Origin of the sequence: Kluyvera sp. STS39-E, from assembly GCF_040932435.1 — a bacterium.
GTDB lineage: Bacteria > Pseudomonadota > Gammaproteobacteria > Enterobacterales > Enterobacteriaceae > Kluyvera.
In genome coordinates this window covers 326280-351252 of the sequence record NZ_JBFQGA010000005.1, presented here as the reverse complement: position 1 = coordinate 351252, position 24973 = coordinate 326280, and the positions used below count along the sequence as shown (strand labels likewise).

Genomic DNA, 24973 nt, shown 5'->3' with positions numbered 1-24973 from the left:
GTGAATCAGGCATAAAAATTTAACAGGAATGATTTATGAGTTTTAGTATTGCAACTTCCGGTCTGAACGCCGTTACCGAACAGCTGAACGCTATCTCCAACAACATTGCCAACTCCGGCACCGTGGGTTTTAAATCTGGCCGCGCGCAATTCTCTGCGCTGTACGCCGAAAGCCAGCCGCTGGGCGTGGGCGTGACCGGCGTGACGCAGAGTATTACCAAAGGGGGAAGCATCACTTCCACCGGTACCGCGCTGGACTTGGCGATTAACGGTAACGGCTTCTTTATGGTTCGCGATAGCGCGGGCACCACCGCCTATACGCGTGCAGGCTACTTCGGTACCGACAGCAACGGTAATCTGGTCAACGATCAGGGCATGTATCTGCAGGGCTATCCGGTGGATGCCAACGGAACGCTGCAGGTGGGCAGCATTGGCAACCTGAGCATTAGCAGCGGCTCCATTCCGGCAAAAGCCACCGAGAGCATCGACTTTACGGCTAACCTGGATGCGCGTGCAGAAACTCCGGCAACCTCACCGTTCGATCCGAAAGACAATACGTCTTACAACAACTCTTACACCACCCAGATCTATGACTCACTGGGCCGCGAACACACGCTAAACCAATACTTTGTCAAAACCGGCGATAACAGCTGGGAAGTGCACTACTACATGGATGATGCGGAAGTGCCAGGCTCGACTCAGGCTCTAACCTTCAACACCCAAGGTATCCTCACCGCGCCAACCGGTTCGGTGTCGCTGAACGCTGCTATCCCTGGCGCCGATGCCATGACTATCGACCTGACCTACAACGGCACCACCCAGTACGGTTCTGAATTCTCGGTGAGCAAAAACAAAGGTGATGGTTACGCTTCCGGCGAACGTACCGGCCAGGCCATCGATGAAGACGGCAGCGTTTACGCCACCTTCTCTAACGGTGAACGTCTGTTGCAGGGCCAGCTGGTGCTAGCGAACTTCACCAACCCTAATGGGCTGCAATCACAAGACGGCACCACTTGGGCGCAGACCGCCAGCTCTGGTACCCCACTGACCGGCGCGCCGGGTTCTGGCCTGCTGGGCTCTATCGTTTCCGGGGCGCTGGAGTCATCGAACGTCGATCTGACCTCCGAGCTGGTGGGCCTGATGACCGCCCAGCGTAACTACCAGGCGAACACCAAAGTTATCAGTACCAACGATAGCATGATGAACGCGCTGTTCCAGGCTGCGTAATTAATGGACCGTCTCATCTTTACCGCCGTTAGCGGCGCATCGCGGAGCCTGTCACAGCAGGAGATCCATGCCAACAACTTGGCGAACGTCAACACCGAGGGGTTTCGCAGCGATCTCGATAACGCACTAACCCAGCAGGTCAACGGGGAAGGCTATGCCTCCCGTTACCTGGCTCAGCCAACGCAGGGTGCGGTGAATATGGCCCAGGGCGCGGTGCGGGAAACCGGACGTGACCTTGATATCGCGGTTAAGGGCGATGGCCTGATTACGCTGCGTAGCGGTAACCGCGAGGTCTACACCCGCAACGGGCAGATTGACGTTAGCGCCGACGGTGAGCTGTCGGTAAATGGTCTGCCGCTGGAAGGTGATAACGGCCCGATCGTTCTGCCGCCTTTCTCCTCCGTGGCGATTGGCGAGGATGGTGTTATCACCATCGTCCCTGATGACGGTGATATTGCCGCGCCGATGGACGTTGACCGCGTGAAGCTGGTGAATATCCCCGCTAGTGAGCTGAGCAAAAACGAAGCGGGCTACCTGGTCACCAACGCTGTGGTCAATCCGCGTGATGAAGATGTCACGGTGGCTGCCGGGCATCTCGAGTCGGCCAATGTGTCGGCCATCAATGAGATGGTTTCCAGCATTGCATTAAACCGCCAGTTCGAAGCGCAGATCAAAATGATGAAGGCGGCGGAAGACCTTGCCTCCGCCGGTAACCGCCTGATGCGCGGCTCCTGATAAAACGATTAAGGAACACAGATGAATCCCGCTTTATGGATCAGCAAAACTGGGTTAGCGGCGCAGGACGCCAAAATGACCGCCATTTCCAACAACCTGGCGAACGTCAACACCACTAGTTTTAAACGCGATCGCGCCATGTTCGCCGATCTGTTCTATCAGAATCAGCGGACGCCCGGCGGCCAGCTTGATCAGAACAACGTCTCGCCAACCGGTATTCAGTACGGAACCGGCGTCAAAATTGTTGGCACCCAAAAAGAGTTCACCGTTGGGAGCATTCAAAACACCGGGCAGAGCCTGGATGTGGCGATCTCCGGGCAGGGCTTTTTCCAGGTCGAAACCGCCACGGGCGATATCGCCTATACCCGCGCAGGCAATTTGCAGAAAACGCCGGAAGGCGTGCTGACCAACGCGCAGGGCCTGCCGCTTATCCCGCAAATCGAGCTGCCGGATAACGTCAAAGATATCCAAATCGGCAAAGACGGCACCATCACCGCCACCGTCGCCGGGGAGACTGATGCGGTCGAACTGGGACAGCTGACGCTGGTGAACTTCGTCAATCCGGCCGGTTTGGAAGCGATTGGCGGCAACCTGTATCTCGAAACGGCGGCGAGCGGTGAAGCGGTAGAAGGCGTACCGGGTGAAGAAGCGTTTGGTCAGTTGGAACAGGGGTCGTTGGAAGGCTCTAACGTGCAGGTTGTTGAAGAGATGGTCGACATGATCACCGTTCAACGTGCCTATGAAATGAACGCCAAAATGGTGTCTGCCGCAGACGACATGCTGAAGTTTGTCACGCAGTCGATGTAATGGCCGAGCAGTGAAGTGAAAGAGATGAAAAAGCAGGTAGCAGTAGGTTTGCTGATGCTGGCACTGTCGGGCTGTGAAAGCCCGGCACTGCTGGTGCAAAAGGACGATGCAGCGTACGCGCCGCCGGAAGATTTCGCTATGCCGGATACCAAAGTGCGCGGCGGCGGCGTCTACAACAGCGGCTATAACTGGTCGCTGATTCAAGACCGCCGTGCGTATCGCATTGGTGACATTCTGACCGTGAAGCTCGATGAGTCTACTCAGGCAAGCAAGCAGGCGCGGACCAACTTCGGCAAGAAAAATGATGTCTCGATGGGCATCCCGGAGGCCTTTGGCCATTCGGTCGATAAGCTGTCGGGATCGGTTGACGGCAGCCGTAACTTCAACGGCAGCGCCACATCGCAGCAGCAAAACAGCCTGCGTGGGGCCATTACCGTGGCCGTTTACAAAGTGCTGCCCAACGGCGTGCTGGCGATCCGCGGCGAGAAGTGGCTGACCCTCAATCAGGGGGACGAATATATGCGCGTCACCGGGCTTGTGCGAGCTGACGATATCGAACGCGATAACTCTGTTTCCTCGCAGCGCATTGCTAACGCCCGTATTTCTTACGCCGGACGCGGTGCGCTCAGTGATGCGAACGCCGCAGGCTGGCTGGTGCGCTTCTTCAACCATCCACTGTTCCCAATCTGACGGAGGCCATGATGTTTAAACGTATTTTGTTGCTGTTGTGCCTTTGCAGCACCGTGGCGGCGGCGCAACCGCTGCGCGATGTGGTGGATATTCAGGGGGTTCGTGGAAACCAGCTTATCGGCTACAGCCTGGTGGTCGGTCTGGACGGCACCGGGGATAAAAATCAGGTTAAGTTCACCAGCCAATCGGTCACCAATATGCTGCGCCAGTTTGGTGTCCAACTGCCGGCAAAAATTGACCCGAAGGTGAAGAACGTGGCAGCCGTTGCGATTAGTGCCACGCTGCCGCCGGGCTACTCGCTCGGGCAGAGCATTGATGTGACCGTCTCCTCGATTGGTGATGCCAAGAGCCTGCGCGGCGGTACGCTGCTATTAACTCAGCTGCGCGGGGCCGACGGTGAGGTTTACGCGCTGGCGCAGGGCAACGTGGTCGTCGGCGGGGTGAAAGCTGAAGGCAACAGCGGCTCTAGCGTGACCATTAACACGCCGACGGTTGGGCGTGTGCCAAACGGTGGTTCGGTGGAACGTGAAATTGCCAGCGATTTCCAGCAAGAACCGGTGGTGATGCTGAACATCAAACGGCCAAGTTTTAAAACGGCCAATAGCGTGGCGCTTGCGCTGAACAGTGCATTTGGTGCAGGTACGGCAACCGCGCAGAGTGCGACCAACGTGGCGGTGCGTGCCCCGATGGGGGCCGGTGCTCGCGTGGCGTTTATGTCGGCGCTGGAAGATGTCCAAGTGAATGCTGCGAAGCAAGCGCCACGGGTGGTGTTTAACGCCCGCACCGGAACGGTGGTTATCGGCGACGGCGTGATTGTGCGTGCCGCTGCGGTTTCCCACGGCAACCTGACCGTCACCATTCGTGAGTCCGCAAACGTCAGCCAGCCGAACGCCTTCGGTCAGGGCCAGACGGTGGTGACGCCGGAGAGCGACGTCAGCGTTAACCGTGGCCGCGGTCAGATGGTGACGATTGCCGCCGGAACGAGCCTGCGCAGCATCGTGAATACCCTGAACAGCCTAGGCGCTTCGCCGGATGACACGATGGCTATTTTGCAGGCGCTGCACGAAGCCGGTGCCCTCGATGCCGAATTGGTGGTGATGTAATGCTAGACGCGATTAATCGACAAACCGCTATTCTGCCCGGCGATATGACCGGGCAGGTCAAAGCGCAGAACCTTGAACAGGCCGCCGAGCAGTTTGAGGCGCTGATGCTGCGTTCCATGCTTTCACAGATGCGTAAAGCCGCTGATGTGTTGGGCGAAGATAACCCGTTTAACAGCAAGCAGCAGCGCATGATGCGTGATTTCTATGATGACAAGATGGCGTCCGAACTGGCTTCTCAGCGCAGCACCGGCATTGCCCAAATGATCATCAATCAGCTTTCACCGCAAATCGCGACGCCACTTAAGAATGAAGCGGATGCGGCCGCTATACAGGGACAACCGCAAGAACTTAAAACGCCCGTCGTCCCCGTTAGCCGCAGGGCAGGAGTAAGCCATGAGTATGATTAATATTGCCTTCAGTGGTCTGCAGGCAGCCCAGATGGGCATGAACGTGACGTCGATGAATACCGCCAACTACCTGACGTCTGGCTACAGCCGTCAGGGTATCGTTCAAAGTGCGATTGGCCCGATGGGCGAAGCGGGAATTTCTCCCGGCAGCGGCGTACGCGTTGACAGTATCCGCCGTATTTCCAGTCAGTATCTGGTGAACCAAGTTTGGCAGACCAACACCAAGACCAACTATTACAGCATGGGCAACCAGTACATCAGCTCGCTGGAGAAGGTAATTGGCACCGACACGAGCAGCCTGGGCACCGGCCTTGATGATTTTGTTAGCGCGATGAGCGCCCTGACGCAGCAGCCCGAATCACAGGCCATGCGTCAGCAGATGTTGAACCAGGCCAAATCGTTGGCGACCCGCTTCAACAGCATGAATGATTTTATCTCCAGCCAAAAAGAGTCCATCACCACCCAGCGCGGAGCGATGGTCTCTCAGATAAATACCCTGAGCGGCGGTATCGCGGACTACAACAAGAAAATCGTTGAGATGGAAGCCACCGGCGGCAACGCCAGCGTGCTGCGCGATCAGCGCGATGAGCTGGTTAAGCAGCTGAGCTCGATGGCGGATGTCAAAGTGACGGATGACAGTAGCGGCTACACCGTTTCGATGAGCAACGGTCAGCCGCTGGTGAGCGGTAAAACAGCCGGGCAACTGAGCGCGGGCACGGACAGCAACGGTAATACGACGCTGAGTCTGAAGTTCTCAACCAGTGAATTTTCGCTGAATCCGTCGGCGGGTGGGCAACTGGGCGCGCTGTACGATTATGAAACCGGGACGCTGAAACAGATGAGCGACTCGGTACAGGGGATGGCGGAAGCCGTGGCAAATCTGTTCAACGATCAGCTGGCAAAAGGCTATGACCTGAACGGCGATAATGGTAAGCCGCTATTCAACTTCGATTTATCTAATCCGGCAGGCATGCTGCAGGTTAACGACCTCTCCCCGGAAGAACTGGCGCTGTCAGGCTCGAAGACCGAGCCGGGTAACGGTGACAACCTCAAAGCGCTGATTGAGCTGAAAAACCAGAAAACGGATATTCCAGGTCTTGGCAACATGAGCCTGAACGAAGGCGCGGCGGCGATAATCTCGACTATCGGTATTGCCAGCAAGCAGAGCCTAACGGAAATGGAAGCGGCGGCGGCTGTGAGCGAACAGGCGCAGAACCAGCGCGATAACCTGAGCGCAGTCAACCAGGATGAAGAGGCGATTAACCTGCAAATCTATATGCAAGCCTACACCTCGAATATGAAAGTGATTGCTGCGGGTAATCAGATTTTCAACGATCTTCTTAGCATTTTCTAAGCGTGATTAGGGATATTAATCTATGCGAGTGAGCAGCCTTTACAATTCAAATGCCATGTTGGCGCAGCTAGGCACCAACGGAACCCGTGTCGCGAAACTGATGGAACAGCTGTCGACGCAAAAGCGCGTCAACGTGCCCTCTGACGATCCGGTGGCCGCAAGCCGCCTCGTGCAGCTAGGCCGCGAGCAGGCGGCTATCAAGCAGTATCAAAGCAACATTACCGGCCTCTCTGGCGCGCTGTCGGTGCAGGAGTCGCATATTACCGCGCTGAGCAACCAAGTGCTGTCCGTCAGCGACAAGCTGAAGCTAGCGAATAACAGCACGTTGAGCCAGAAAGATCAGGCCGGTTACGGCGAAGAGTTGGCGTCGATGCTGGATTCACTGGTCGCGACCATGAACAGCAAAAATGAAAATGGCAGCTATCTGTTTTCTGGCACCCAGACCAACAGTGAAACGGTGACATTTGATGAAAGCACCGGTCAGTACGTGTTTGGTGGCAACAACAACACCCGTGAAACCATCGTCGCCAACGGTGTTTCCATTCCCGAAAACTCTAACGTATCGGGCGCGTTCTCGGGTTCTGGCAACGATCTTGAGATGCTCAACAAGCTCAAAGCATTGAGCGATAAGATGCAGGATCCGAACGTGGATTATGCCGACTACAAGGATGAGCTGAGCGCGATGATCGACACCACGCAAAACACCAGCGATAACTTGGGTGCGTTGTTCACCGATCTCGGTGGTCGCCAGAACCGTTTGACGCTGATAGACGATGCGCATACCGATGTGAGCCTGTCGAATGCGTTGGTTGAAACCGATCTGAATGCGGCTGACCCGGCGACCACGACGATTAACCTGCAGCTGTACATGACCTCCATGCAAATCACCAATAAGTCCTACAGCATGATCAGTCAGCTCAACCTCTTCAGTATGTTGTAATCCATTATGCAAGTTGGTTTAAAAACAGCATCTCTAACGACTTCCGCCCCGGCGACCGGGCGCGGAACGATTGGTGCGCCGCAAAGCGTCGGGCGCACTCATACGCCTGAGGCCGTTTCCACCCGTAATGCGTTCCCGGAAGCGGCGCTCCTTTCTCGCCGCCCAATGCGCTACAACGTTCAGTTGAACCAGCAGCTTACCGCTGTTCAGCAGGCCGATAGCTACCTAGCTAAAACGGAAACTCAGCTTCTGCAACTGCGCCAATCGGCTTCACGTGGGGGCGATGCGGGTGCGCAGGTCAACGCGCTGCAAAAACACCTGGCCCAGCGTACGCAGCTTTCTGGCGGCACGGTTGATCGTCATTTGACGGTGTCACTGGGCCAGAAAAGCACGGTGAATTTTACCCTACCGGGCAGCGAGAAATTGCTGAGCCAGCCGGGGGGAGAAACGTTGGTCTTCTCGCTCGGCGGTCGCCAGCGGGAGATGGTGGCTATTGCGCTGCCGCAAGAGGCTACACCGCGTCAGACGCTGCTCAAACTGAATGTTGGTTTGGGGCGCTTGGGTATCCACGCGAACCAAACCGGCGGCGGCCAGCTGATGTTCAGCGTGGATGAGAGCCGGTGGGAACGCGTTAGCGGACAGCTCACCGTGCGCGGCGAAGGGAATAACTTCCCGGCGGATGCGTTTACCCTACTGGCTCCACAGGCCGAAAACGCCAGCAGCGACGAAATGCTCACGCTATCAGGTCGCCGAGAACGCGACAGCATGGTGAAGCTGCATAATGCCCTTGAACATATCACCACCCAGCGCAGCCAACTGCGGCAAAAGCAGGATCGCGTCACCTCCCGCATTAACGATATGTCGACGGTGTACAGTCCAAAGCAGGCGCTGGAAACTTCGCGTGGTTTAGGCGCGGCACTGGGGGAGAGCGGCAATCAGTTCAGCTCACTGTCGCAGGCCCTAGGCGCGCAGGCGAATGTGCGGCTGGCGACGGTAAAAAATTTGCTGGGGTAAGCGTTTGAACCGGAGCGCGGCTGGCTCCGGTGACCCATTAGTTGTGCATGGGATAGAGAAAAATGGCACCGTTTTGGCCGACAACCAGCGACTGATTGTCAAATGAGATCGGCTCCATCCAGTAGTTAGAATACATTAACTGATCGACAAGCCCATCGATCATCAGCCCTTTTTGCTCCGAACTGTAGTAGATAGGCGTGAGATTAAAGTAAATCCGCCCATGCTTTTTCTGCGTCGGGGTAAATTTCCCTTTCAGCATAAAACGATTGTCATTGGGGTTGGTGATCACCGTCATTATCATCCCCCGCGTGGTTTGCAGGTGGACGTTGTAAATCTCTTTTTGCTGCGACATCAGGTCGTAGAAGCCCATCTGGAAGCCTCCCTCCACAGACCCTCGAGGCGATGTGGCGTTCGCGGCATAGAGTTTATAAGCCAGCGCGCCAAGCCCCGCCAATACGACGCCCAGTACAATCAGCAGCTTAACTTGCTTTGCAGGTTGCCATTTCATTGAGCTTCCTCCGGGTCTCACGCAGTATCAGGTTGTTCAGTTGTACGGTATCAATACGCCAGTGATCGATAGACATGGACAGCTGCTTTTCATCGCACTTATTAGTCAGCATAAAGCTGTAGTTCAGTGATGAATTGCTGCTGTGAAAGTAGACGTGCATCGCCACGGATTTCACTTTGATCTGCTGGTTTAGCGTATACAGCGAATCCTTCAACTTGCTGTAGAGATTGGCCGACATATAAATAGGATCGCCGGAAGTCTCAACCGAATAGAGGTTGATGTTACTGTAGATCCCAGGCTGGATTTCCCGCACGACCTGACGTTCATTCAACCCGCTAAACAGGTACCAACTGGCGATAAACGTGGTGCAAATAGCAAGTAGCAGGATTAATCCAAAGCGAAGGTAGAGCCCACGTCGCGGTTTTGCCGTCGCCACGATGGGTACATTGCTGTGGCTTTCGGGTATCGCGGGTTCAACGTCTTTTGGGTCGGAAAAAAACGCCTCGGCAGCGTCTTCTTCCGCTATCGCGATGCTGTTTTCCGCATCGCTGACTTCATCTTCGTCCTTTTCCACCACGCAGCAGTATTCCACTTCCAGCAGATAGCCCTTACGCGGGATGGTTTTAATGATGCGTTGGTTCTTACCGTCGTCTTCCAGCGCAGTACGCAACGCATGGATAGCGTTGGGCAGGCTGTTATTACCGATAACTCGGCGTTCCCAGACGAGGTTGGTGAGTTCTTCACGTGTGAAGATTTTTCCGGCATCCTGAACCAGGATATCGAGAAGTTTTAGCTGGTATTCCCCGAGCCTTTTGCGCTCGCCGGTCGTTAAATGGAGAATCGAACCAGACGCAACATCAACCAACCAGTTGTTTACAGAACAGTAGCGTTTATTCATTTATGTATGGATTCAACCACCCCAAAAATATGGTGACAATCAGTAGATACTCAACGTCCTCAGAGATTATCTGATTGAGTGTTAACTCCATTTAGAATTCTTAATGAATGCCGCGTGCCTGCGGGAGAGTACAGATGGACGTTATATACTTCCGGATGAGATGTCAGGTTACCGTTACAACGGAAATCTTTTCGTCTGTAATACGCCTCAACGGGAAGGAATAATTTTTTCCTGTGCTCTTTTTACGCGATAAAAGTGTGATGTGCAACAGACTTTTTAACCATAGTGGTGGGAGAGTAGACACTATTTAACGGCGAAGTTAATAACAATAGTTAAATAAAACTTATGTTAACTAAGTGATCAATGCGTGAATATAATGTGTTGTTGCTGTGATCTAATTGCCTAGCAGTATTATTAATGCGCAGCGTTAAAAATAATTAAAAATTAGATTTAATTTTTGTTTATTTTTGTCGTTATAAAACAGGTTGTGCTGACTAGCACAATAATACGAGATATGAATTAGGCGTACTCTGATTAAATTAGCAATATTTATCGGATATCCCTCTGGAAAATAAACATAATTAAATAAAAGCAGAATAAAAAAATGTTTAAAAACTGGCATTCATCGTGGGGCGCTGGCAGATATAAGAGAGATATCGCGATACCGTGCGTTCACATCCAGCCAGAGCCGTGAGTGCATTTTGGGGGAGGCCGGTGCATTGATGGGCACCCACTATTTCATCTCTATTGTGGCCTGTTGCGCAACGATACCGCGGTAGGGACGCAACAAAATGGATAATGGTGATTTTTTTTGTGATTTTTAAATTGTTTAAAATCAATTGCTTGATGTTGTTTTTTGGCAAAATGTCCATCATTTAACACTCCGTGATTTAATCTTTGTTCCTGCCGTGTCGTCTTGAATTATTACAACAACCGAATAACCAGACGAAATAAGGAATCATTTATGTCTCTTTCTATCTTCACCAACGCCGCTTCCATGGCATCCACCAATGCGATGAACAAATCCAACAACCTGCTGTCCACCGCGATGGAACGCCTGGGCACCGGTAAGCGCATCAACTCTGCGGCTGACGATGCGGCTGGTCTGCAGATTGCGACCCGTCTTCAGGGCCAGACCAACGGCATGACCGTTGCACAGCGTAACATCTCCGATGCGACCGCACTGCTGCAGACCGCGGAAGGCGCGTTCGATGAAGTGAGCAACATCATGTACCGCATGAAAGACCTCGCATCGCAGTCTGCGAACGACACCAACACTGATAAAGACCGTAAAGCTATCGACTCCGAGCTGAACGAGTTGAACAGCGAATTAAGCAACATCATGAAAAACACCTCTTACGCGGGTGATAAGCTGTTCACCGGTACCGACAGCAAATTTGCTAAGGAACTGAGCTTCCAGATTGGCTCCAGCACCGACGAAACGATGAAGATTGATCTGTCTGCTTCCCTGAAAGGCGGCACTACGGCTTCCGGCGCGTTGATTTCCTCTACCGGTGAATTCAACGGCGTGAGCAATGCTTCCGGCGCAGCGCTGCCAGGCGCGAGCGGTGGTTACATGAACGGTACCAACATCGAGATCACTACCGCTGAAGGCGCGAAGGCTCTGATGGATAACCTGCAGGCTACGCTGGATAGCGTTGGCGGCGTGCGTTCTACCCTGGGCGCTAACATCAACCGTCTGGGCCACACTGCCTCTAACCTGGCCAACATGAAAGACAACACCGACCTGGCCCTGAGCAACATCCAGGATGCGGATTACGCGACTGAAGCCTCTACCATGTCCCGTAACCAGCTGCTGGCGCAGACCAGCATGTCCATGCTGAAGCAGTCCAACAGCATGTCCAGCATGGTGATGTCCCTGCTGGGCTAATCCATCCCGGATTGGTAGGAAAAAAACACCGCTGTATGGCGGTGTTTTTGTATCCGGCTTTCCCCTTCCCCTTGCCGGAAAAAGCGGAAATAGCGATTCCCACCATTAATTAATTCATTTTAAATCAATAAATTAAAACTTGGCACGATAGTTGCTAAATCCATTGCATATCGATCGTGGCGTGCGTGCCTGGAGAACCCATTATGTCTGATTTCGACCCATCATCACTGGCCACCCAGTTGGCTGGCTATGACATCATTGCGCTGCAAACCTCGATCGCAAAACAAACCAAAAATCTTGAGGCTCAGACTAAGGCATTGGATGCCCTGCGTGGCGCGCTGACTTCGTTCCGCACCTCGATTAAGGGCCTGAACTCAACCACCGCCAGCGTGTTGAAAAACTCGGCCACTATGAATATGGAAGGCATTGCGACCGTAACCGCAAACGCCAGCGCGAAGAAAGGGACCTACAGCCTCAACGTTAAGCAGCTGGCAACCGCTCAGCAAAAAAGCTTTGAAGACCTCGATGATGACGCGATTAAAAATGCCACCGGCACGCTGAAGATCGATCTCAACGGCGAAAGTATTGAAATTGAAATGGACGGCCTGAAAAGCCTTGCTGATTTTGCCGAAGCGATTAACAAAACGGACTTCCCGAGCGCATCAAATTCATCAACGGCGACGACCGGTCAAAACGGCATCACCGCTTCATTGATGCGCATTGATGGCAAAGTTTCTTTGATTATGAACAGCGACCAAAGCGGCGCGAAATACGACATCCAGCTTGATACCAGCGGTATGACCAGCGATCAGACGATCTTTGATAATCAGGAAACGGTGACTGCTGGCAAAGATGCCATTTTTACCCTTGGTGATTCCACCAAGGAGTATTACAGCAGTTCCAATACCCTAGACAGCCTAGTAGACGGCGTGTCGATCAAGCTGACTGGCCTCACTGAGGATAAGAAGCCGCTGATTATCAGTGTTGACACTGACACCACGGAAACCCAAACCCAGATCCAGACTTTCATCGATGCCTATAACACGCTGCGTGAAACGGTTTCTGGTCTGACGAAGACGGGTAGCAGCACCGATACGCGCGGCGCATTTGCCGGCGATGCCAGTATTTCAGCGTTGAGCAGCGAGCTGAGCAACCTGCTGCGCGGCACCTTCGGTGAGCAGAACATGACCAAATTCGGCATTACTGCCGATAAAGACGGCAAGCTCAGCATTGACTCTGAAGTCCTCGAAAAACAGCTAAAAAACGATCCCCAAACCGTTGCCCAGTTCTTTAACGGCAACGACGGCCTGATCAAGTCGATGGATAAATCCCTAGATAAATACCTCAGTACTAGCAGCGGCTTACTGAAAGGCCGTCAGGAAACGCTCGACCGTCAGCAAACCGATATTGATACCAAAACCGAAAAAATGAATACGCGTTATGAGTCCTCGTACAACCGCTATCTCAAGCAGTTTACGCAGCTTCAGTCACTGATGACGCAGATGAACAACACCATGAGTATGTTTAGTTAATTCAAAGGGAAAGATCCGCAATGTACGGTAACGACCAGGAAGGCTTCGGCCTGTATCAACAATCCGATCTGTCGATTCAGGCCGCCGCCGCTAATCCACATCAGCTGGTGCTGATGCTGTTCAACGGCCTGATGGATGAGCTTATTCGCGCGAAGAGCCACATCACCGCGCGTCGCTTCGAGCGCAAAGCGCAAAGCATCAACAAGTGCATCGATATCCTCAATGCGCTGACCAGCGCGCTGGACTTTGATAAGGGCGGCGAGCTGGCGTTGAGCTTGGCGAATCTGTACGACTACTGCGTGTATCGCCTGTACGACGCCAGCCACAACCTGTCGGTGGAAAACATTGAAGAGGTGGAAGTGATCCTCGGCAATATCCAGGACGGCTGGGAAAGAATGGGTCAGGCGGCATGAGTCAGTTGCACGCTATTCAGGTGCTGACTCAGGCGCTGCGCCAAGCAACAGAAGACCATAACTGGCCGGCTGTGGTTAACGTCGATAGCAAAATTGCCCAGCTGTTGGGCGCAATCCAAGGGAAAACGCTGGAGGCGTCAGAACGCCAGGCGCTGGATGCCTTGAAGGCGATGCACCAGCGGGCGCGGGATTATTGCCAAGGGCAAAGCGATATCTTGGCCGACAAGATGCGTCTTGCCACGCGTAATCGGGAAGGGGCTTCGGCCTATGCGCTATTTACGGATGATGAGGGGATGCGCTAATGGACATTCTTAACCTTGCACAAGGTTCGCTAAACGGCTCTGGACTGCCAGCCCAGGCCGAGCCGATTGTCGGACAGATTGCACAAACGGACGCTGCGCAAACGCCCGTGGGATTTAGCGATGCGTTATTGAACGTGATTGACTCGCTGATGGTCGGTCAGCGTCTGCATCCGAGTCGTGACATCACCGTGAGCGACAAACCGCTTTCACTCAATGATGACGAAGAAGCGACGGACGACTTGCAGACGCCAAACGATGGCCTGCTGAAAGATAACGTGCAGCAGCAACTGCTGGAAACGTTGTTGATGACCAGCCAGATGCCCACGCAAAGCGTGGGTTACATCGGCATGGCGTCGCAGGCTGACGATATGTTGATGGTGAATGCCCAGACTCTGGCGGCGTCGCAGACGCTGGGACGGGATATTTCACCGTCGCTCCTGCAGCAGAATCTGGCGACCCCAACCTCGACCGTGGCCACGGCGACGCTCGAATCGGTGAACAGCGTATTGCCGAGCAGCCAGCCGATTGCCCCGTCGCTGATGACAGCGCTGACCCCGGTGGCGCCGATGATGACGCAGACGCTGGAAGCCAGCAATGCGGCGACTCCATTGACGCCAACCGCCGCCGCGCCGGTCACGACGCTAAAACTCGATCCGGAACCTTCCCGCTGGAGCGAGCAGTTACACAGCGCTTTAGGTGAGCGTTTGCAGGTGCAGGTTAAGCAACAGATCCAACACGCCACCATCCGTCTGGATCCGCCGGATATGGGCAAAATTGATATCTCCATGCAGGTGGATAACGGCCGTGTGCAGGTGCAAATCAACGCCAGCCATGCCGAGGTTTATCGCGCCCTACAGCAGACCAGCAACGATCTTCGCCAGAGTCTGACGGAACAGAACTTTGTGCAGGTCAACGTGCAGGTGTCTTCCCAATCAGGGGGGCAGCAGCAGGGTAAAGAACAGCAATCCACCGGGCAGCACAACGCCATTCAGGCGGGCGCGGAAATAGCGGCCGGATCATCGACGGAGCATAAGCTTCGCCAAGATGACTCGGTTCTACTGACGGTTTAAGGCACAGAACATTATGAATGCAAAAACACTCTCTTTCGGTCTTGTGATTGCCCTTGTCACCGCGATGTTGGCGGCAGGCATGACGGTAGTGGGCACCCATTTACTGCGTATGGACGAAGCGGCAGGCAGCAGCTTCTTATCCGGATTATTCACCAGCTCGTCCAAAGAGTCCGTGGAGTTCGTGGAAATTAAAAACGTTGTTATCACGTTAAAAAGCAACACCCCGAAAGAACGTTATCTATTGCTGGAACTGAACATGGCGACCAACAACCCGGAACACTCTCGTCGTGCTCAGGACATGATCCCGGCAGTGCGTGGGGCGACCGTTAGCCTGCTCTCCGATATGGACTATGACGCGGTGCGTGCGATGAACGTCAATGAGTTGCACAGCAAGCTGATGGCTGCCTATGCCGAGCGTTTTAGCCGCCTGAAGATGGATGTCCCGTTTGACGACATCATCATCAGCAAAATGGTTTTCCAGTGATAGATACGCCGCAATGGAAATGATGGCATTTATGGCAAGCGACACGCTGACGCCGGCGGATGAGGCGCGCTATGTTCGCGACTATCTGCCGCTGGTTAACCGCGTGGTGAAGCAGCTTTCGTACCAGACCAGCAGCGTTATCGACCGGGAAGATATGGAGCAGATTGCGTTGATGGGGCTGCTCACGTCGCTGCGCCGTTACGGGCATCCGGACGAGCAGTTTGCCGCCTATGCCGTACAGCGTGTTCGCGGGGCGGTGCTGGATGAACTGCGACTGCTTGACTGGCGTCCACGCCGACTGCGGCAAAAGACCCACAAATTAAACGACGGTATCCGGGAAATTGCGCGCCAACTCGGGCGGACGCCCAGCTTCGAAGATATTAACCGTCATCTGTCGATAACGGCAGAAGAGTACCAGGAATACTTATTGCTGGATTGCGCCAAAACGATAGAGAGCCTGGATGAGCTGTTAGGCAATGATGCTCATGCCGGTGCGTTGAACAGTCGTCCGCTGGAAGATGAAGTCGTCGCCAGCCGGACGTTGCGCAGCGCGTTGGCAGCGCTTGATGAGCGTGAACAACTGATCCTGACGCTCTATTACCAGCATGAGATGAGCCTCAAAGAGATTGCTTTGGTTCTGGATTTAACCGAGGCCAGAGTGTGCCAGCTCAATAAGAAAATCGCCCAAAAAATTCAGTCTTATTTCGAGAAATGAAAGAGTTATGCAGAAACTATTCGGTATCGTAATCATCATGGTATGTGTGGTCGGCGGTTTTCTTATGTCGGGCGGCCAGCTCTCTTCTTTTTGGCAGCCGGGTGAAATAATCATCATTCTGGGTGCCGGCCTTGGGGCGATGGTGCTTGCCAACCCGCGCGCCGTACTGGCTGAAATGTATCGCCAGTTCCGCGGCATTATGCGTAAAAACGAATACACCGACGAGTACCAGCGTCAGCTGCTGATGCAGCTGTATGAACTGCTGGAGCTGGTTCAGGACGGCGGCCTGAAGGCGCTGGATGAACACATTGAATCGCCGGAAAACAGCCCGTTGTTCCAGAAATATCCCCTGATGCTGCGCGACAAAGCGCTGGTGACGTTCATCTCCGATAACTTTCGCCTGATGGCGATGGGCAAGATTAACGAACACGAGCTGGAAGGCATCCTCGAGCAGGAACTGGGCGCAATGGAAGAGAACCTGCTACAGCCGTCCCGTTCGTTACAGCGTACCGCAGAAGCGATGCCGGGCTTTGGTATCTGCGCGGCGGTACTGGGGATCATTATCACCATGCAGTCCATTGATGGCTCCATTGCGGTTATCGGCGTGAAGGTTGCGGCGGCGCTGGTGGGGACATTCCTCGGCGTCTTCTTCTGTTATTGCCTGATGGATCCGGTGGCGAACGCCATGGAACAGCGGACTAAAAAGCAGATCTCCGTGCTGGAGTGTGTACGTACCGTGCTGGTGAACCACGTTGCCGGTAAGCCGACGCTGCTGGCGGTGGATGCCGGCCGCAAAATGCTGCCGATGGACACCAAACCGACGTTTGCCACGCTGGATGGCTGGGTCAATCAGATGGTCGGTGAGTCCTAATGCGAGGACGCAATAAAGAACATACCACTATCATCAAACGCTCGGCGCGCAAAAGCCATGAGGCGATGCACGGCGGTGCGTGGAAGGTGGCCTTTGCCGACTTTACCCTAGCGATGATGGCGCTGTTTATGGTGCTGTGGATTATGGGCGCGGTGACGGAAGAAGAGCGAAAAGAGATCGTCTCGCAGCTGCATGGCGACTCAATTTTTGAAGGTAATGCCATCACGCCAGTGACGCAAAAAGACGGCAATGGCGGTCAGATCTCGATTATTGGCGAGCGCCGCAATTTGAACGACGAACCGGTGGAAATGCCGGTTCAGACCAAGGCGGATTTGGCGCAGAAAATCAATAAAACGGACAGCCTAGATGCGGTAAAAGGCCGATCCAGTAATGAGATTGAAGACCTGGCGCGCATTATCATGAAGATCACTTCTGCCTATGACGCGCAGTCCAACCTCAAAATGGAAATCGTCCCACAGGGGCTGCGTATTCTCATTACCGACGACCAGAAGCGCGAGATGTTCCAGCGAAGCAGCGCCATTTTGACGCCATTCTTCAAACGTCTGCTGACCGAATTTGCCCCGGAACTCAATAAAATTGATAACAAAATCATTATTACCGGGCACACCGACGCCACCCGTTTCCGTGACCAAGAGCTGTACAATAACTGGAATCTTTCCGGCGAACGTGCGATGCAGGCCCGTAAGGTATTGGCCCGCAGCGGCCTCGATGCCAGCAAAATTCTGCAGGTGAGCGGAATGGCGGATCAGATGCTGTTGGATCCGGGTAATCCATTAAGTTCGGCCAACCGACGTATTGAAATCATGGTACTGACGCGTTCGGCCAGCGATTCGTTGTACCAGTTCTTTGGTCAGCACGGTGAGAAGGTGATTAAACCGCTGACCGAAAAGCTCAGCAACAACCCTTAACCAGATAGCTATCGTTGTGAAAAGTCTCTTCCTCACCCTTTCTTTTGTACCTGTACGGGCGCTTTTTGCCCGTCAGGCACCTTTTGTTTCCCTGATGTTGATGCTGCTGTTGCCGCTAGGCAACGCCTGCGCCAAGCCTCAGCCGCTGAAAGCCCCTGAGGCCAAAAGTGCCAGCGAAGCGCAAAAGCGCAAACAAAACCGTATGCGGCTAATGGCGAAAGCGATAACACGCAAAGTCGTCGTGCCGCTGACGCCGGAACAAAAACGCCGTGAACTCGCAAAGAAGCAGGCCGATAGAGCCAAAAATCGTGAAATTCTGGCTATGCATCAGCGTTGGCAACCGGGTGAGATGGGCGGTTCAGAGGCGCTATGGAACGACGTACAGGATGGTAAGGTTGCGGCGAAATCCGCCACACCGCAAAAGAGCTTCCGACTCCGCACGGTGCTTGACCGCCTAGAGAATCAACTCGGCAAACCTTACCTATGGGGCGGCAACAGCCCGACGGATGGCTTCGATTGCAGCGGGCTGGTTTTCTACGCCTTTAACCACGTTCTGGATCGCAAATTACCTCGCACGGCCAACGGCATGTTTCGCGATAACGGCCTGAAGTCCGTTCGCCGCAGCAGCTTAAAGCAGGGCGATCTGGTCTTTTTCAACATCAATCAACGCCCCGGCGCTGATCATGTCGGCGTTTACTTGGGTGATGGTCGCTTTATTGAAGCACCGCGCACCGGGCTAAAAATTCGTATCAGCCAGCTGACCGATGACTTCTGGCAATCACATTATCTTGGCGCTCGCCGCGTCTTGTAACAATACCTTCTGCATTGAGACCGTAACCATGACCGCAACTCGTATGAAATTCGCCATTGATGATGGCTCGACCAACGTAAAAATCAGCTGGATTGAAAACGGCACGCTGAAAACCGTGGTGTCGCCGAACTCATTTCGCAAAGACTGGAAAAGCGCGGCGCTGCTGCGCGGGCAGTCGGTGTACAACTACACCATCGGCACCACCAAATACACCTACGATGCGACCTCTGACAAAGCGCTGTCTACCACCCATATCGACTACCAGTATGACGATCTGAACCTGCTGGCGGTGCATCATGCGCTGCTGCTGACCGGCATTGCGCCGTGCGAGGTCGAAGTGATTGTGACTCTGCCTATCACCCAGTTCTACAACCCGGACGACTGTCAGCGCAACGAAAGCCGCATTGAGGCGAAACGCCGCAACCTGATGCGCGATATTTCTCTCAACAAAGGCGAACTGTTCCGCATTGCCGATGTGCAGGTGATGCCGGAAAGCCTGCCGGCGGCGCTGTCGCATCTGTTGAACTCAAACGTCACCGAATTTACTAAATCTCTGGTGATTGACTGCGGTGGTACCACGCTAGATATGGGGGTTATCGTCGGCGAGTTTGACGATGTCTCGGCGATTTACGGCAACAATGAAATCGGCGTGGCAATGGTTACCGATGCCACCCGCAAGCTGCTGGCGGCCGCCGACAGCGACTCCAGCTACCTGGTCGCCAATGAGCTGATTAAGCGCCGCCACGATAGTGAATTCGTCAAAAGCGTGATTAACGATGAGTCGCGCATTGAAGAGATTCTCGAGCGTGTAGAGATCAAAATTCAGGAGCTTGGCGACCAAGTTGCCTATGAAGCGAAGAAGTTTGCCAAGAACCCGAACCGCGTGTATTTGGTGGGTGGCGGCGCACATCTGATTGAATCCGCGGTGCGTGAAACCTACGCGACGCTGGGCGACCGAGTGGTGACGATTGAGAACCCGCAGAGCGCCTTGTCCCGTGAGATCTGCCTGTATCACGCGGACTCTGGCGTCGAGACGGTTGCCGCCCCGCACATGGCAGAGGTGGGTGACGATGAATAACAGGCACATTCGCCGCGTAAATCTCTCGCTGCATTTGTCGCCGGAACACTCGCGCGCGGACCTGCGCGCGATGCTGCAACTGAAGAAATGGCATCAGGAATTAAATCAAACAGGTAGCCATCCAGGTGACGCCAATATGGAAATGCGTCGCTTCCACCGTAATGTCTATCTGGCAGGGCTACAGCTGCAACTGCTGAACCCGCAGCTCTGTAGCCACATTGCCGAAGCGATGGGGCGTGAAAAACTGACGCTTGATGACCTGTGCGGCGAGCTTGCCAGCGCTCAGCTACTGCCGATTCCGCAGGCGGAAGCGCCTGCCCCGGCCGTGGCTCCGGAACCGGCGGTATCCAGCGATGATTTCAGCAAACAACAGCTGCGGCAGATGCGCGCGTTGATGTCAGAAGCGTTGTCGCGCCAGCCCGCGCCAACAGCAGGAGACGATTCCTCACGCGAGGAACTGGCGTTGCTGCGGGGTGAAGTGGCGCAGTTAAAAACATTGCTCAACCAGCAAAACCTGTTGCTACAGCAGCTGCGGATGTCCGGTCGCGGCGGCGCGGCGGCCGCTGAAAATACCAAGAGCGGGCAGGCAGAAGAGCTGGACCTCAGCACGCTGGGTGCGCCCGCGCAGAAGATGAAACAGATCCGCCAGAAAGGGATTTTCTAAGGTGTGATTTTCCCGGTGATGGTTAAGCCATTTGGCTTGATGTCGCTTTTTCTGGATACGTTGTTTTTGTGAGAAGTTGGTATGGATAAGAGTATTGATTACGTCATTCGCTGTGTCGAAGACGCAAAGTTCGATATGGGCATAGATTTTGTTATTCAGCCTATCTTCGATTTATCCCGCTTTGTCTGCATTGGTGGCGAAGTGCTGGTGCGTGGGACGCATCGCCGTAGCGTGGTGCCGCCCGCTGAGTTTATTCAGCATCTTGAAGAGAATGGCACCATCATCGAGATGGGCTATTACGTGATGGAAAAAGCGCTGACGTTTATTGCCCAAAAGCAGATGGATACCCAGGAAGAGTACCTGTACACCCTCAATATCTCCGCAGTGCAGCTCAATGATGCCGACTTTGCTGTTCACGCGCTGGCGCTGGTGGCTCGCCTCAGCCTCTGCTCGGCGCAGCTGGTGTTTGAGATAACCCAAAGCGCGGTAGCGCTGACGGATGTGGCCCGCGAGAACCTTCGGATGCTGGAAAATGGCGGGATCAATATCGCCTGGGACGGTATTGGCACACTCGACGCGCTCAGCGTACGGCTGGCGTTTTGGGAGCCTGACTATATCAAACTCGACCGTGGCTGCCTTGCTTGTAGCAAACAGGATGCCACGGCGGAAATCCTCCAGCTTCTCTCCGGGTATGACGTTGATGTGGTGGTGGAAGGCGTCGAAAACTATACGCAGGTCTCCAGCATGTTGAAGCAGGGGGTGAAGTACGGGCAGGGCTATCTGTTTTCCCGACCGCTCAGCAAAGAGAGCTTCCAGCGTGAATATATGCAGCAGCAGCGGGTTTCGACCCACGCGTCGTCTGTACTGCGCTAACGCATTGGCCAGAGAGAAGAAGCGCGATGCACAGCAAATTCGCCGATAAATCCCGTCGCAAAAACTACGCGATGGTGGGACTGGTCTTTATCTGCTCTATCGTTATGGCGTTCTGGCTGACGTTTTATCTCGCAGAACGCCAGCTGAACGTACAGATTGTCCATCAGGCCATCCCTATTCGTCATGCCATTGATACCCTGTTTGAAGAGACCTATCGGGTAGCCAGAGAGTCAGAAAACTGGGCTGGAAATGCCTGTAACCGACAGCAAGAACATAGTCTAAATGCAGTACCGGCGCGGGAAATGCGGATGCTGGTGGTCAGTCTGTTGGAAGGCAATCGGATTTACTGCTCTTCGTTGCTGAATAATAAAGGGGCGATTATCGATCTCAGCAGCTTTGGTGAAGACGGCGTGAAGATCGATGATTCTGTTGTTTCGCTGGGCGTGCCGGCGTTCTCAATCTACCGGCATTACCCCCATGGCGGCATCGTGGTCTCCGCAGATTTACGTTATCTGTGGGGCATTATGGGCATCACCAACCGGGATCTGCGCTTTGTGCTTTTGGTGAATAACCATGTTCTGACGCAACAAGGGATCCTAAAAGGCCGTGAAGCGCGGGAGATAGAGGCGCAATATCAGCAACGACAGCCCTCCGGACTCTATTCGCTGGCTTGGCGTGCCCCGAGTAACGAGGTTGTCTGGCGTGAGATTCTGGGGTCGTGGCTCTATTTACTGATTCTTTTTGTGACGCCGTTGGTGCTAACCGTGTTGGCTTGGGCGCTGTTGACGCGTCGCCGTTCACTGTACCAGTACTTGGTGAACGCGGTGCATAACGACAATATTGTTCCGTATTACCAACCGATTATTTGTGCCCGTAGCAATCGCGTCATTGGTGCGGAAATCCTTGCCCGCTGGGAGCATCCGGAAATAGGCTTCGTTCCACCGGATATCTTTATTCCCGTGGCCGAGAAAACGCAGACCATTGGCTTGATGACTGAAAATCTGCTTAACCGCGTGATTGCCGACTGCCAGAGCCCGGGCAATCTGTTGCCGGAAGGGTTTATCTTCAACGTTAACATCAGTCATAGCCATCTTTCGACGAGCGATTTCGCGGTTTTTGCCTGTGAGTTCGGCTCGCGTTTTCAGAAGCTGAGACAGCGGCTAACGTTCGAATTTACTGAAAATGAGCAGATCGATCTCAACGGCGATATTTTGCAGAAAGTGAAAATTATCCGCGATTGCGGCATCGCAATTTCGCTGGATGATTTTGGCACCGGCTTTTCCAATCTCTCGTGGATTACTAGCCTCAATCCGGACAGCATCAAGATAGACCGCATGTTCATTAACCAAATTTCACCGGATGCTTCGACGCCGCTTATTAACTGCGTCATCGACATGGCTAAGAAAATGGGGATTCAGACGGTGGCTGAAGGTGTTGAACATGACTATCAGGTTGCCTGGCTGCGGGAAAACGAGATTGATTATTTTCAGGGTTATTTCTACTCAAAACCACTAACGTTCAGTGCATTTGTTGACTATTACCGCCATGAAGTGATGACCCAGCATTTGCGCATGCCGCCGCTGCCTCGCGACACTTCTTTACAGCACTAAGTCCGCCGCCTCGCTAAGATTAGCGTCGTTATGATACGAGGTGAACATGGGCAAAGGGTTTAATCGACAGCGGGCGCTACGCTGGCTGCGTGAAGGTGTGTTAATGCTGATTATCGGCGCGGCTATCGTCTGGGCGGTCGATCGCTACCGGCAGCCTGCGCTGCCGGAGAGTTTCGCAGGTATGGTGCTGCCGACAATTGACGGGCAGGCGGTGGATATCGCGGCCATGAGCGAGCATCGACCGCTGCTGGTCTACGTGTGGGCGACTTGGTGCAGCGTCTGCCGCTACACATCGCCGTCGGTCAGTCAGCTTGCCCTGCAGGGTGGCAACGTGATGAGCATTGCCATGCGCTCCGGCGATGACGCGCGAGTGGCGCAATGGATGCAGAAAAAACAGCTGACGATGCCGGTGATTAACGATGCACGCGGTGAATTGGCTCAGCGCTGGCAGGTCAGCGTGACGCCGACGATAGTGATTATTGATAAGGGCAAACCGGTCAGCGCCACGACCGGCTGGACCAGCTACTGGGGTATGAAGCTGCGGCTGTGGTGGGCGGGCGTCACTGCATAACTTCATTATTGCTCTACTGATAACAGTCTATTGCTATTTATACCATTTATGTAATTAGTCTGCGGTCGTATCCTTCTTCGCATCACGTTGCTGCACGCAACGCCTCATTCGAAACAGGATACGACCATGAAAACCCTTACCGCGATTTTTGCTGCTTCCCTTCTTTCATTTGCTGCGTTTAGCGCTTCTGCACAAAGCGTCACCGCCTGCGGCTCCACGCTGGATTCTGCTGAAGCGGCGATTGCTCAGAAAGCGAAAAAAATGAACGCTTCCGAATACAAAATCACCAGCGCACGCATGGGCAACACCGTGACCATGAGCGCGGAACTGTATAAATAAGAGAGAGGGGAAATCGTATGTTATTCAATAAATACGCTCTGAACACGCTGCCGCTGGCAAACCGTATTGTGATGCCGCCGATGACCCGCTCCCGCGCTGGAACCGGCGATGTCGCCACCGACATGATGGCGCAATACTACGCACAGCGTGCGAGCGCCGGGCTTATCATCAGCGAAGGCACCCAAATCAGTCAGCAGGGTCAGGGCTATGCTTGGACGCCGGGCATGTACTCTGACGCCCAGATCGCCGGCTGGAAAAAAGTGACCGATGCGGTGCATAAAGCGGGCGGGAAAATCTTCGCCCAGCTGTGGCACGTGGGCCGCGTTTCGCACAGCGCGCTGCAACCGAACGGCGCAGCACCGGTCTCTTCTTCCGCGATTCAGGCCGACGGTGTGAAGGTGTTTGTTGATATCGATGGCTGCGGCCCGCAAAACGGCGTTGGCTCGATGCTCCAGCATGACATGCCGCGTGCGCTGCGCACCGATGAAATTCCGGCAATCGTTAACGATTATGCCCAAGCTGCGCGTAACGCCATTGCCGCCGGTTTTGATGGCATTGAGTTGCACGGCGCGAACGGCTACCTGATTAACCAGTTTATTGATTCTCAGGCCAACCTGCGTGATGACGAATACGGCGGCTCGCTGCCCAATCGCCTGCGCTTTATGAAAGAGGTGGTTGCCGCGGTCTCCGAGGCGATTGGTAAAGAGCGCGTTGGCATTCGCCTAGCGCCGCTGACCACGTTGATGGGCTCTCGCGATGATACGCCAGAGGCAACCTATCTGGCGGCAGCCAGCGTGCTGAGTGAAATGGGCATTGCCTATATTCATATCGCTGAAGCCGACTGGGAAGACGCGCCGGTGATGCCTGCGGCGTTTAAAGAAGCGCTGCGGATTATCTTCCACGGCACGCTGATATACTCGGGGAAATACACTAAAGCCCGCGCGGAAGAGGCGCTGGCGAAGGGCTGGGCGGATTTGATTGGCTTTGGCCGACCGTTTATTGCCAACCCGGATCTGCCGCATCGCCTGCAGAACGATTTGCCGCTGAATGCGCCGGTTAAAGAGCAGTTCTTTGGTGGCGGTCAGGCGGGGTATGTGGATTATCCGACGGCGGGGTGAGGGGAAACCTCGCCTCCCGG

General features: G+C 54.2%; 29 protein-coding genes. 26 read left to right on the top strand and 3 right to left on the bottom strand.

The genetic code is table 11. The annotated features are described in order from the left end of the window. Positions 1 to 35 precede the first annotated feature (35 nt). From flgE to AB4K05_RS13300, 9 genes are read left to right on the top strand one after another with little or no spacing between them, the layout of a single operon-like run. A complete protein-coding gene (flgE, locus tag AB4K05_RS13340; protein WP_368480440.1) occupies positions 36 to 1226 on the top strand; it encodes a flagellar hook protein FlgE in 1191 nt (396 codons plus the stop codon). Between the two features lie 3 nt (positions 1227 to 1229). Continuing rightward, on the top strand, positions 1230 to 1961 hold the full coding sequence (locus tag AB4K05_RS13335) for a flagellar basal body rod protein FlgF (protein ID WP_368480439.1): 732 nt from the start codon (positions 1230 to 1232) through the stop codon (positions 1959 to 1961). A 21-nt stretch (positions 1962 to 1982) separates the two neighbouring features. Continuing rightward, positions 1983 to 2768, top strand: coding sequence for a flagellar basal-body rod protein FlgG (gene flgG / locus AB4K05_RS13330; RefSeq protein WP_368480438.1), 786 nt, complete (start codon positions 1983 to 1985; stop codon positions 2766 to 2768). A gap of 24 nt (positions 2769 to 2792) precedes the next feature. After that, positions 2793 to 3458, top strand: coding sequence for a flagellar basal body L-ring protein FlgH (flgH, locus tag AB4K05_RS13325; RefSeq protein WP_368480437.1), 666 nt, complete (start codon positions 2793 to 2795; stop codon positions 3456 to 3458). An 11-nt stretch (positions 3459 to 3469) separates the two neighbouring features. After that, a complete protein-coding gene (locus tag AB4K05_RS13320) occupies positions 3470 to 4561 on the top strand; it encodes a flagellar basal body P-ring protein FlgI (protein ID WP_368480569.1) in 1092 nt (363 codons plus the stop codon). Beyond that, positions 4561 to 4968, top strand: coding sequence for a rod-binding protein (locus tag AB4K05_RS13315; protein WP_368480436.1), 408 nt, complete (start codon positions 4561 to 4563; stop codon positions 4966 to 4968). The genes AB4K05_RS13320 and AB4K05_RS13315 overlap by 1 nt, the downstream gene beginning before the upstream one ends. After that, positions 4955 to 6322: a flagellar hook-associated protein FlgK gene (gene flgK / locus AB4K05_RS13310; protein ID WP_368480435.1), complete on the top strand. Its 1368-nt coding sequence runs from the start codon at positions 4955 to 4957 to the stop codon at positions 6320 to 6322. The genes AB4K05_RS13315 and flgK overlap by 14 nt, the downstream gene beginning before the upstream one ends. Positions 6323 to 6344: 22 nt before the next feature. Then, positions 6345 to 7262: a flagellar hook-associated protein FlgL gene (gene flgL / locus AB4K05_RS13305; RefSeq protein ID WP_368480434.1), complete on the top strand. Its 918-nt coding sequence runs from the start codon at positions 6345 to 6347 to the stop codon at positions 7260 to 7262. A gap of 6 nt (positions 7263 to 7268) precedes the next feature. Then, complete coding sequence (locus AB4K05_RS13300) at positions 7269 to 8276, top strand: hypothetical protein (RefSeq protein WP_368480433.1); 1008 nt, start codon at positions 7269 to 7271, stop codon at positions 8274 to 8276. Positions 8277 to 8313: 37 nt separating this feature from the next. Here the strand turns inward: AB4K05_RS13300 and AB4K05_RS13295 are convergent, their stop codons facing one another. The 3 genes from AB4K05_RS13295 to AB4K05_RS13285 all read right to left on the bottom strand — a co-directional run bounded on the left by AB4K05_RS13295 (position 8314) and on the right by AB4K05_RS13285 (position 10557). Next, positions 8314 to 8784, bottom strand: coding sequence for a hypothetical protein (locus tag AB4K05_RS13295; RefSeq protein WP_368480432.1), 471 nt, complete (start codon positions 8782 to 8784; stop codon positions 8314 to 8316). Next, the gene (locus AB4K05_RS13290) at positions 8756 to 9682 is read right to left on the bottom strand and encodes a transcriptional regulator (protein WP_368480431.1); all 927 of its coding nucleotides are present in this window, start codon (positions 9680 to 9682) and stop codon (positions 8756 to 8758) included. The genes AB4K05_RS13295 and AB4K05_RS13290 overlap by 29 nt, the downstream gene beginning before the upstream one ends. Positions 9683 to 10290: 608 nt before the next feature. Then, the gene (locus AB4K05_RS13285; RefSeq protein ID WP_368480430.1) at positions 10291 to 10557 is read right to left on the bottom strand and encodes a hypothetical protein; all 267 of its coding nucleotides are present in this window, start codon (positions 10555 to 10557) and stop codon (positions 10291 to 10293) included. A gap of 89 nt (positions 10558 to 10646) precedes the next feature. On the opposite strand from AB4K05_RS13285, the gene AB4K05_RS13280 reads away from it, so the two are divergent. The 17 genes from AB4K05_RS13280 (at position 10647) to AB4K05_RS13200 (ending at position 24953) form a co-directional block, all read left to right on the top strand. Beyond that, positions 10647 to 11573: a flagellin gene (locus AB4K05_RS13280; protein WP_368480429.1), complete on the top strand. Its 927-nt coding sequence runs from the start codon at positions 10647 to 10649 to the stop codon at positions 11571 to 11573. A gap of 203 nt (positions 11574 to 11776) precedes the next feature. Further along, complete coding sequence (gene fliD / locus AB4K05_RS13275) at positions 11777 to 13105, top strand: flagellar filament capping protein FliD (protein ID WP_368480428.1); 1329 nt, start codon at positions 11777 to 11779, stop codon at positions 13103 to 13105. Positions 13106 to 13125: 20 nt separating this feature from the next. Then, positions 13126 to 13518: a flagellar export chaperone FliS gene (gene fliS, locus AB4K05_RS13270; protein WP_368480427.1), complete on the top strand. Its 393-nt coding sequence runs from the start codon at positions 13126 to 13128 to the stop codon at positions 13516 to 13518. After that, positions 13515 to 13820 carry a hypothetical protein gene (locus AB4K05_RS13265; protein WP_368480426.1) on the top strand — a complete coding sequence of 102 codons (306 nt, stop codon included), beginning with the start codon at positions 13515 to 13517 and terminating at the stop codon, positions 13818 to 13820. The genes fliS and AB4K05_RS13265 overlap by 4 nt, the downstream gene beginning before the upstream one ends. Beyond that, positions 13820 to 14890 carry a flagellar hook-length control protein FliK gene (locus AB4K05_RS13260; protein ID WP_368480425.1) on the top strand — a complete coding sequence of 357 codons (1071 nt, stop codon included), beginning with the start codon at positions 13820 to 13822 and terminating at the stop codon, positions 14888 to 14890. The genes AB4K05_RS13265 and AB4K05_RS13260 overlap by 1 nt, the downstream gene beginning before the upstream one ends. A gap of 13 nt (positions 14891 to 14903) precedes the next feature. Continuing rightward, positions 14904 to 15374 carry a flagellar basal body-associated FliL family protein gene (locus tag AB4K05_RS13255; protein ID WP_368480424.1) on the top strand — a complete coding sequence of 157 codons (471 nt, stop codon included), beginning with the start codon at positions 14904 to 14906 and terminating at the stop codon, positions 15372 to 15374. Between the two features lie 19 nt (positions 15375 to 15393). Next, entirely contained in the window at positions 15394 to 16089 is a 696-nt protein-coding gene (locus tag AB4K05_RS13250) for a FliA/WhiG family RNA polymerase sigma factor (RefSeq protein ID WP_368480568.1), read from the top strand. 7 nt (positions 16090 to 16096) lie between these two features. After that, positions 16097 to 16960, top strand: coding sequence for a flagellar motor stator protein MotA (motA, locus tag AB4K05_RS13245; protein ID WP_368480423.1), 864 nt, complete (start codon positions 16097 to 16099; stop codon positions 16958 to 16960). Then, entirely contained in the window at positions 16960 to 17889 is a 930-nt protein-coding gene (lafU, locus tag AB4K05_RS13240) for a putative lateral flagellar export/assembly protein LafU (protein WP_368480422.1), read from the top strand. The genes motA and lafU overlap by 1 nt, the downstream gene beginning before the upstream one ends. A 16-nt stretch (positions 17890 to 17905) precedes the next feature. After that, the gene (locus AB4K05_RS13235) at positions 17906 to 18700 is read left to right on the top strand and encodes a C40 family peptidase (protein ID WP_368480421.1); all 795 of its coding nucleotides are present in this window, start codon (positions 17906 to 17908) and stop codon (positions 18698 to 18700) included. Positions 18701 to 18728: 28 nt separating this feature from the next. After that, complete coding sequence (parM, locus tag AB4K05_RS13230; RefSeq protein ID WP_368480420.1) at positions 18729 to 19778, top strand: plasmid segregation protein ParM domain-containing protein; 1050 nt, start codon at positions 18729 to 18731, stop codon at positions 19776 to 19778. Beyond that, a complete protein-coding gene (locus AB4K05_RS13225) occupies positions 19771 to 20442 on the top strand; it encodes a hypothetical protein (protein ID WP_368480419.1) in 672 nt (223 codons plus the stop codon). Before parM ends, AB4K05_RS13225 begins: the two co-directional genes overlap by 8 nt. Positions 20443 to 20523: 81 nt before the next feature. Then, positions 20524 to 21315, top strand: a complete 792-nt coding sequence (locus AB4K05_RS13220; protein WP_368480418.1) for an EAL domain-containing protein — start codon at positions 20524 to 20526, stop codon at positions 21313 to 21315. Positions 21316 to 21341: 26 nt separating this feature from the next. After that, positions 21342 to 22925: an EAL domain-containing protein gene (locus AB4K05_RS13215; protein ID WP_368480417.1), complete on the top strand. Its 1584-nt coding sequence runs from the start codon at positions 21342 to 21344 to the stop codon at positions 22923 to 22925. Positions 22926 to 22971: 46 nt separating this feature from the next. Continuing rightward, on the top strand, positions 22972 to 23496 hold the full coding sequence (locus AB4K05_RS13210; protein ID WP_368480416.1) for a redoxin domain-containing protein: 525 nt from the start codon (positions 22972 to 22974) through the stop codon (positions 23494 to 23496). 126 nt (positions 23497 to 23622) lie between these two features. After that, a complete protein-coding gene (locus AB4K05_RS13205) occupies positions 23623 to 23835 on the top strand; it encodes a DUF1471 domain-containing protein (protein WP_368480415.1) in 213 nt (70 codons plus the stop codon). 17 nt (positions 23836 to 23852) lie between these two features. Next, the gene (locus AB4K05_RS13200) at positions 23853 to 24953 is read left to right on the top strand and encodes an alkene reductase (protein WP_368480414.1); all 1101 of its coding nucleotides are present in this window, start codon (positions 23853 to 23855) and stop codon (positions 24951 to 24953) included. The last annotated feature ends 20 nt before the right edge of the window (positions 24954 to 24973 follow it).

What these genes read in the sequence shown, in the direction of transcription:
- flgE (WP_368480440.1), top strand. Translation starts at nt 36, where the DNA reads ATGAGTTTTAGTATTGCAACTTCCGGTCTGAACGCCGTTACCGAACAG.
- AB4K05_RS13335 (WP_368480439.1), top strand. Translation starts at nt 1,230, where the DNA reads ATGGACCGTCTCATCTTTACCGCCGTTAGCGGCGCATCGCGGAGCCTG.
- flgG (WP_368480438.1), top strand. Translation starts at nt 1,983, where the DNA reads ATGAATCCCGCTTTATGGATCAGCAAAACTGGGTTAGCGGCGCAGGAC.
- flgH (WP_368480437.1), top strand. Translation starts at nt 2,793, where the DNA reads ATGAAAAAGCAGGTAGCAGTAGGTTTGCTGATGCTGGCACTGTCGGGC.
- AB4K05_RS13320 (WP_368480569.1), top strand. Translation starts at nt 3,470, where the DNA reads ATGTTTAAACGTATTTTGTTGCTGTTGTGCCTTTGCAGCACCGTGGCG.
- AB4K05_RS13315 (WP_368480436.1), top strand. Translation starts at nt 4,561, where the DNA reads ATGCTAGACGCGATTAATCGACAAACCGCTATTCTGCCCGGCGATATG.
- flgK (WP_368480435.1), top strand. Translation starts at nt 4,955, where the DNA reads ATGAGTATGATTAATATTGCCTTCAGTGGTCTGCAGGCAGCCCAGATG.
- flgL (WP_368480434.1), top strand. Translation starts at nt 6,345, where the DNA reads ATGCGAGTGAGCAGCCTTTACAATTCAAATGCCATGTTGGCGCAGCTA.
- AB4K05_RS13300 (WP_368480433.1), top strand. Translation starts at nt 7,269, where the DNA reads ATGCAAGTTGGTTTAAAAACAGCATCTCTAACGACTTCCGCCCCGGCG.
- AB4K05_RS13295 (WP_368480432.1), bottom strand. Translation starts at nt 8,784, where the DNA reads ATGAAATGGCAACCTGCAAAGCAAGTTAAGCTGCTGATTGTACTGGGC.
- AB4K05_RS13290 (WP_368480431.1), bottom strand. Translation starts at nt 9,682, where the DNA reads ATGAATAAACGCTACTGTTCTGTAAACAACTGGTTGGTTGATGTTGCG.
- AB4K05_RS13285 (WP_368480430.1), bottom strand. Translation starts at nt 10,557, where the DNA reads ATGATGGACATTTTGCCAAAAAACAACATCAAGCAATTGATTTTAAAC.
- AB4K05_RS13280 (WP_368480429.1), top strand. Translation starts at nt 10,647, where the DNA reads ATGTCTCTTTCTATCTTCACCAACGCCGCTTCCATGGCATCCACCAAT.
- fliD (WP_368480428.1), top strand. Translation starts at nt 11,777, where the DNA reads ATGTCTGATTTCGACCCATCATCACTGGCCACCCAGTTGGCTGGCTAT.
- fliS (WP_368480427.1), top strand. Translation starts at nt 13,126, where the DNA reads ATGTACGGTAACGACCAGGAAGGCTTCGGCCTGTATCAACAATCCGAT.
- AB4K05_RS13265 (WP_368480426.1), top strand. Translation starts at nt 13,515, where the DNA reads ATGAGTCAGTTGCACGCTATTCAGGTGCTGACTCAGGCGCTGCGCCAA.
- AB4K05_RS13260 (WP_368480425.1), top strand. Translation starts at nt 13,820, where the DNA reads ATGGACATTCTTAACCTTGCACAAGGTTCGCTAAACGGCTCTGGACTG.
- AB4K05_RS13255 (WP_368480424.1), top strand. Translation starts at nt 14,904, where the DNA reads ATGAATGCAAAAACACTCTCTTTCGGTCTTGTGATTGCCCTTGTCACC.
- AB4K05_RS13250 (WP_368480568.1), top strand. Translation starts at nt 15,394, where the DNA reads ATGATGGCATTTATGGCAAGCGACACGCTGACGCCGGCGGATGAGGCG.
- motA (WP_368480423.1), top strand. Translation starts at nt 16,097, where the DNA reads ATGCAGAAACTATTCGGTATCGTAATCATCATGGTATGTGTGGTCGGC.
- lafU (WP_368480422.1), top strand. Translation starts at nt 16,960, where the DNA reads ATGCGAGGACGCAATAAAGAACATACCACTATCATCAAACGCTCGGCG.
- parM (WP_368480420.1), top strand. Translation starts at nt 18,729, where the DNA reads ATGACCGCAACTCGTATGAAATTCGCCATTGATGATGGCTCGACCAAC.
- AB4K05_RS13225 (WP_368480419.1), top strand. Translation starts at nt 19,771, where the DNA reads ATGAATAACAGGCACATTCGCCGCGTAAATCTCTCGCTGCATTTGTCG.
- AB4K05_RS13220 (WP_368480418.1), top strand. Translation starts at nt 20,524, where the DNA reads ATGGATAAGAGTATTGATTACGTCATTCGCTGTGTCGAAGACGCAAAG.
- AB4K05_RS13215 (WP_368480417.1), top strand. Translation starts at nt 21,342, where the DNA reads ATGCACAGCAAATTCGCCGATAAATCCCGTCGCAAAAACTACGCGATG.
- AB4K05_RS13210 (WP_368480416.1), top strand. Translation starts at nt 22,972, where the DNA reads ATGGGCAAAGGGTTTAATCGACAGCGGGCGCTACGCTGGCTGCGTGAA.
- AB4K05_RS13205 (WP_368480415.1), top strand. Translation starts at nt 23,623, where the DNA reads ATGAAAACCCTTACCGCGATTTTTGCTGCTTCCCTTCTTTCATTTGCT.
- AB4K05_RS13200 (WP_368480414.1), top strand. Translation starts at nt 23,853, where the DNA reads ATGTTATTCAATAAATACGCTCTGAACACGCTGCCGCTGGCAAACCGT.